We start from the raw sequence: 6,760 nt of genomic DNA on the forward strand, positions 1-6,760 counted from the left end.
CCCGATGCGGTGCATCGGGCGTTCTGAATACCTCAAATTTAGCCGAAACGGTGTAAACCTATTTCAGGACTAGACAGTGATTACGGCTTCACTACTTACCTCCTAGATGTAGGTGACGCGGACGCGGTGCGCCACGCGTGCAATGAGCTGCTGGATGGGCAACAACGGGTTGATGTCTTCGCAAGTGTGGCCGGCATCTTGCGGCTCGGGGCTATCGAGGAGCTGAGTTCGGCTGACTGGGACGATTCGATGCGCGTCAACGTGTCCGGCCCTTTTTATCTGCTGCGTGAACTGATCCCGCGTTTCAAGGCGCAAGGCAGCGGAGCGGTGGTGGCGGTGAGCAGCAATGCGACCCACGTTCCGCGCATGCAGATGGCTGCGTACAGCGCGTCCAAGGTTGCACTTACCAGCCTGATCCGAACAGCGGGCCTGGAGCTGGCCGAGCACTGCGTGCGCTGCAATCTGGTCTCGCCGGGGTCTACCGATACCGCCATGCAACGTGGCATGTGGCACAGCGAGGATGCGCGGGAACGGACCATCGAGGGCTTCCCGGAGCAGTACAAGCTGGGCATTCCGCTGCGCAAGATCGCCACGCCAGAAGAGGTAGCCCGCACCGTGCTGTTCCTCGCATCAGACCTGGCGAGCCACATCACCCTGCAGGACATCGTCGTCGATGGCGGCGCCACCCTGGCGGCCTGAGACTCCGAGAGGTAGCAGATGCAAAAGAACATAATCGGCCTGCTGAAGCGCCTAGCTCAGCAGGGGGTGCAGCTTGCGCTCAACGATCAGCAGCAGCTGGTTTCGCAGTCGAGCAAAGAGGCCGTAACCCCCGCGCTCGGGCAGCAGATACGTGACAATCGCGACGCCATCATCGAATGCCTGAGGGCTCAACGCGCATTCGATGCACCGATCGCGCCGCAACACCTCAGCGTCGGCCCGCTGTCGTCATCGCAGAGCGGGCTTTGGTTCATCGAGCAGTACGAGCAGGATTCGCACCTGTACAACATGCCCGTATTTTTCCGCCTGACGGGCGCGCTGGACGTGGCGGCGCTGGAGTTCGCGTTCGATGCGCTGATCGCCCGTCACGCCAGTTTGCGCACGCGCTTCCAGCGCAGCGCCGAGGGCCGCGGCGAGCAGGAGATATTGCCGCACACCGGGTTCCGCCTGGCGCGGGAAGATCTTAGCCATCTCGAGCCGCAGGCGATTGAGGAGCGGGTGGCGCAGCGGGTGCGCGAAGAGATCGAGCGACCATTCGACATCACCAGCGGGCAGCTGATGCGCGTCACGCTGCTGGAGCTAGGCGAGCGCGAGCACGTGTTGATGATCAACCAGCACCACATCATTTCGGATGGCTGGTCGGTGAAGAACATGTTCGCTGACCTGAAGATTGCGTTTCTGGCTTACCAGAATCGTGAGCCCCTGATTTGGAACGAGCCCGCGCTGACCTACATCGACTATGCACGCTGGTTCAACTCGCGCTTATTCCGGGACTATCACGAGGAATTCAAACCCTTCTGGGTCGAACGCCTGGCGGGCATCCCAGAGGTACACAGCCTACCGTTGGACAAATCACGGCCCGCCCAACCGGCCAGCGGTGGCGAAGTGGTGTTCTCGACCATCGACAATACGCTCTGGGATCGCTTCAAAGGGCTGTGCCAGCAACACAACACTTCGCCCTTCATCGGCCTGCATGCGCTGTTCGCGCTGCTGCTGGCGCGCCATTCCGGTGAGCGCGACATCGTCATAGGCACCCCATTGGCGTACCGCGAGCGGGCCGATATCGAGCCTTTGGTAGGTTTCTTCGTCAATACGCTGGTGTTGCGCACGCAGCTTCCCGAGCAGCAAAGCTTTGTCGATTATTTGCAACAGTGCCGCACTGACGACCTCCAGGCGTTCGATCACCAACTCTATCGGTTCGAGGGCCTGAGCGAAGCACTGGGCATGGACCGTCACACAGCGATCAACCCGATCTTCCAAATCATGCTGGTGTACCAGGCACGGGTTGATTTCAATGACCTGATCCCCGGCTGCGACGCGGTGGAGGAGACCTCGCCGGTACTGCCTGCCAAGACCGATATTTCGGTCAAGGTCACCGAGCTTGTGGATTCGGTACGAGTCGATTGGCTTTACGCGACGGCGCTGTTCGATCGCAGCAGCATCGAAGGCTATGCGAGCCTCCTGCTGAACATGTTGAAGGCTGTGGTCGATGCGCCAGAGCAGGACATCTGGCAGCTGCCCATGCACGATCCTTTATTGCTGGAGCAGACCGCTGAGCGCCTGTCGATGTTGCCCGCGACGTTTCCCGAAAGACTGACCGCGCTTTCGCTGTTCAGCGACATGGCTCGGCTGCATCCAGATCGTCCGGCGCTGCGGCAGGGGGAAGGTTATGTCAGTTATGCGGAGTTGAATGCCCGCGCAAACCGGCTTGCCAACTGGTTGCAGGTTCAGGGCAGCGCGCCGGGCGACCTGATCGGTGTCCTGGCGCGGCGCGAAAACGCCTTTGCGGTCGCGGTGCTCGCCTGCTGGAAAACCGGCGCGGCCTATGTCCCGCTGGACCCGAACTATCCCCAGCAGCGCCTCAACCACATCATGCGGGACGCTAATTTGCAGCTGGTTATCGGGCAGGGCGCGGCGCCGTTCGAGCTGGAGCCCGGTATGCATTGGGTCGATCTAGATAGCCATGAAACCCAGACGCAGCTGGACGCCCAGTCGCCATGCGCGCCGCCACTCCAGCACGACCCGCAACGACTCGCTCAGGTGATCTACACCTCCGGTTCGACCGGCCTGCCGAAGGGCGTGATGATCGAACAGGGATCACTGGTCAACCTGCTACTCGATCATGGTCGGCGGCTCGATGTCGCGCCGGGAGATCGAATGCTGGACTGCATGTCCTTGTCGTTCGATGCCGGCAACATGTGTGCGCTGGTGCCGTTGGTTCACGGTGCTTGCCTGCTCTGGGCCGATCCCGGTGAGGGCCTGCTGGATGAGATCGAGCGGACCGAAACCACACACATGATTTTCGCGACGGCGTTGCTCGCGACGCTGCCGGAGCGGCCATTGCCGGCGATGAAAGCGGTGGGGTTTGGTGGGGAGGCTTGCCCGCCTGCGATTCCGCAGCGGTGGGCATCCCAGTTCCGGCTGATCGACATGTATGGCCCGACCGAAGCCACTGTTACGGCGCTGACCAAGACGCTCGCGGCAGGCACTCGCCGGACCATCGGCCAACCTATTGACGGCATGCAGGCGGTGATTCTCGATCGGCACGGCGCGGTGTGCCCGGTTGGTGTTCCGGGTGAGCTCTGCCTGGCTGGGCTGGGGCTGGCTCGTGGTTACCTCAACCAGCCGGAGCGCACCGCTGAGGCTTTTCGTGAGCATGATTTCGCCGGGGTGAAGGTTCGGATGTATCACACCGGAGACCGCGCGCGGCTGTTGCCTTGCGGTGAGTACGAGTACCTGGGTCGTCTGGATGCGCAGATCAAACTGCGCGGCTACCGCATCGAGCCGGGGGAGATCGAAGCTCAACTGCACGCCAGTTGCTCAAGCCTGCAGGAAGTAAAGGTCTTGGTCGTCAGTCAGGGCACACGTCAGGCGCTGGTGGCCTACGCCACGGTAATCGCTGGCGGAGCGGCACCCGAGCCAGACGCAGTATTGCAGGCGGCAGCCAATCGACTGCCTGAATACATGGTGCCTCAGCGTCTGATCATCCTCGACAAGATGCCGCTTACGGCCAACGGCAAACTGGATCAGGGGCTGCTGCCAACGGTTGAGCTGGCCGAAGCTGAACAGCTGGTGCCGCCCGCTAGCGATCTGGAGCGACAGGTGCGGGAGATCTGGCAGGCTGTGCTGGAGCAGCCGCTGGGCGTAGAAAGCGATTTCTTCCGGTTGGGCGGCGATTCGATCCTGAGCATCCAGCTGGCTACACGTCTGCGCGATGCCGGCTACGCCTGTAGCGTCAAAGAGGTATTCGAGGCAAAGACCGTGCGCCGGCTGTGCCGTGTGCTCGAAGGGCCACGCGAAAACCAGGCGATCCGCGCCGAGCAAGGTCTGCTGACCGGTGATTTCCCTTTGCAGCCAATCCAGCAATGGTTCTTTGAGCAGCCCTTCGCTCACCCCCAGCATTGGAACCAAGGCGTCGTGCTAAGCCTGCCGGCCAAGGTGAGTCAGCTCCAGCTGATGGATTACATGCGGCAGTTGTTGGCGCATCACGATGCGCTGCGGCTGATCGTCATTCCGTCTGGCCAGTGTTATCGAGATTTCCTGCCCTTACCCGAGCCTGGCCAACTGGATGCTGCGAAGCTGGGCGAGCCGGGGTTACAACATGCGCTAACCGAGCTGCAATCCCACCTTGATCCGGCCAGCGCTCGAACGCTCGCCTGGGCCGTCATAGAGAACTTGTCGAACGGCCAGCGAGGGCTGTTTATTGCGTTTCATCATCTGGTCATCGACGCGGTGTCATGGCGCATTCTGGTTGAAGATCTGCAGCGGCTAACCCGCGGCGATGCGTTGCCGGACAAGACCAGCAGCTACCGACAATGGGGCGAGGGTCTCGCTGCCTATGCCGTACGTGCCGAAGCGCAGCTGCCGTACTGGCGTGAGCAGGTTGGTGCGATGGGCGAGGCGCCTGGAAATCAACCGTTCCCTCTCGAATGGTCCTCCAGTGAGCGATCCGAGCCGCAACTGTTGCAGCTGGGCGAAGCCGCCACCCGGCGATTGACTCAGAATACGACCAAACGATTTAACGTCGACGTCCGCGAGTTGCTGCTGGCTGCGCTGACCCGAACGCTGGTGGAACTGGGGCTCGGCGAGCAGCAATTGATCATGCTGGAAGGTCACGGCCGCGAACCGATTGATGCCGCGTTGGATGTCAGCCGCACGGTGGGCTGGTTCACCAGCATGTTCCCGGTCAGGGTGCATAACCAGGCGGACTGGCCCGCGCTGGTTCTGCATGCCGCCGACCAGTTGCGCCAGGTGCCGGACAAGGGCGTTGGCTATCTGCCGCTGCGCAGCAATCCGGCGCATCGTGACTGCCTTCCGTTGCCCGCCGTCGCGCTGAATTACCTGGGCAATTACCAGAGCGGGGCAGGCGACTGGCAGCCATTGCCGTTGCCACCGGGCAATCCGAGCGGTGCTGGCAACCTGTCAGCAGAACTGATTAGCCTGCATGGTGGTGTATTTGATGGCCTGCTGACCTTACGGCAGATCGGCAGTTTGCGCTCGGACCTGGGCACCCGTTTGTTGCAGTTGTTGCGGGCGAATCTGCAAAGCCTGGCTGCACTGGGGGGAGAGCCGCTATGACGCCGCTGAACGCGCATCTCACCCACGTCTTTGTCGACCACGCTGAGCGGCCAGCGCTCGGATGCCTCGGTGTCAGCTTCACCTATGCCGAGTTGCAGTCTCGGGTTGCGGCCATTGTCTTGCAATTGCGCGAGGCGGGCCTGACTGCCGGTGATCGCATCGGGCTGCACCTCGCCCGAGGCCCGGATCTGATCGCTGCGCTCCTTGCGTGCCTGCACGAAGGCCTGTGCTTTGTGCCCCTCGAGCCTGAGTTTCCACTTGACCGTCTGCAAGGCATAGCCGACGACGCGCAGCTGCACGTCGTCGTTCAGGATGAGCAGCCGTCGCGCTCGCTGACACCTTCGTTGCGCCTGAGGCCCGGCTTGGCAGAGATGCCGGAGCCGTCGAATCTCGATGACGGGTTGCCCGCCTACATGATGTTCACCTCTGGCTCCACCGGAAAACCCAAGGGCGTCGTGATTGAGCGGGCGGCGTTAAGCAACTTTCTAGACGCAGCGACCCGTCGTGTCGGGGTTGGCCCTGACACGCGTTGGTTGTTTACCACCACGCCGGCCTTCGATATTTCTTTGCTTGAGATGCTCGGGCCGCTGTGGATGGGCGGCTATGTCGAAGTGGTCTGCGCGCCATCTCACAAGGATCCGGTAGCGCTGCTGCAATTGCTCGATAGCCGGCCTGACCTGAACACCCTGCAGGCAACACCCGCGTTCTGGCGAATGCTGCTCAAAGCGGGATGGCAAGGTCGTGAAGGGCTGATCGCGCTCTGTGGTGGTGAAACCCTGGACGCTACGCTTGCGGCGCAGCTCAGTGAATTGGCGGGGCAGCTCTGGAACTGCTATGGCCCCACCGAGGCGACAGTCTGGTCAATGATGGCGCAGGTCGAACAGCCATTGGCCGGCCACAGCGTGCGGCTAAGCCAGTCACTCGATGGCTACCGCCACTGGGTACTCAACGAAAGCGGCAACGAAGTCGGGCCGGGCGGCGAGGGTGAGCTGTGTATCGAAGGGGTGTCCCTGGCACAGGGCTACTGGCAACGCAGCGACCTGAGCGAGCAGGCCTTCATCAGCTGGCAAGGGCGGCGTCTGTACCGTACCGGGGATCGGGTTCGCCGCATTGCTGATGATGAATTCCAGTATCTCGGACGCCGTGACGATCAGATCAAGCTGCGCGGCTTTCGAATCGAACTTGGCGAAATCGAAGCCAATCTGCGGCGCATCGAAGGCGTTCAGGATGCTGCGGTGCGGTTGCTGGGTGAAGGGGACGAGGCGTACCTGGTCGGTTACGTGGAAGTGCGCGGCGATGATGCGCCCGGTCGGGTTCAGATTCGCCGAGCACTGCACCTGAGCCTGCCGCACTACATGATTCCGAGTCGCATCGTCCTGTTGGAGTCGCTGCCGAAAACACCGAGCGGCAAGATCGACCGCAAGCGACTGCCTGAACCGGCCTGATCGGTAGGCGCAACCCCGGG

The 6,760-nt window shown here is 62.0% G+C and carries 2 protein-coding genes and 1 pseudogene; all 3 read left to right on the top strand.

Features of this window, described 5'->3' with window-relative positions; translation table 11 throughout:
• Window positions 1-72: 72 nt before the first annotated feature.
• Window positions 73-699: pseudogene (gene dhbA, locus PSTU_RS20225) on the top strand (2,3-dihydro-2,3-dihydroxybenzoate dehydrogenase); the annotation flags it as partial.
• Window positions 700-717: 18 nt separating this feature from the next.
• A complete protein-coding gene (locus tag PSTU_RS0100015) occupies window positions 718-5,295 on the top strand; it encodes a non-ribosomal peptide synthetase (RefSeq protein ID WP_019338996.1) in 4,578 nt (1,525 codons plus the stop codon).
• Entirely contained in the window at window positions 5,292-6,740 is a 1,449-nt protein-coding gene (locus tag PSTU_RS0100020; RefSeq protein WP_019338997.1) for an amino acid adenylation domain-containing protein, read from the top strand. The genes PSTU_RS0100015 and PSTU_RS0100020 overlap by 4 nt, the downstream gene beginning before the upstream one ends.
• Window positions 6,741-6,760: the final 20 nt, after the last annotated feature.

It is taken from the genome of Stutzerimonas stutzeri SDM-LAC (assembly GCF_000235745.1).
Taxonomy (GTDB): domain Bacteria; phylum Pseudomonadota; class Gammaproteobacteria; order Pseudomonadales; family Pseudomonadaceae; genus Stutzerimonas; species Stutzerimonas stutzeri_H.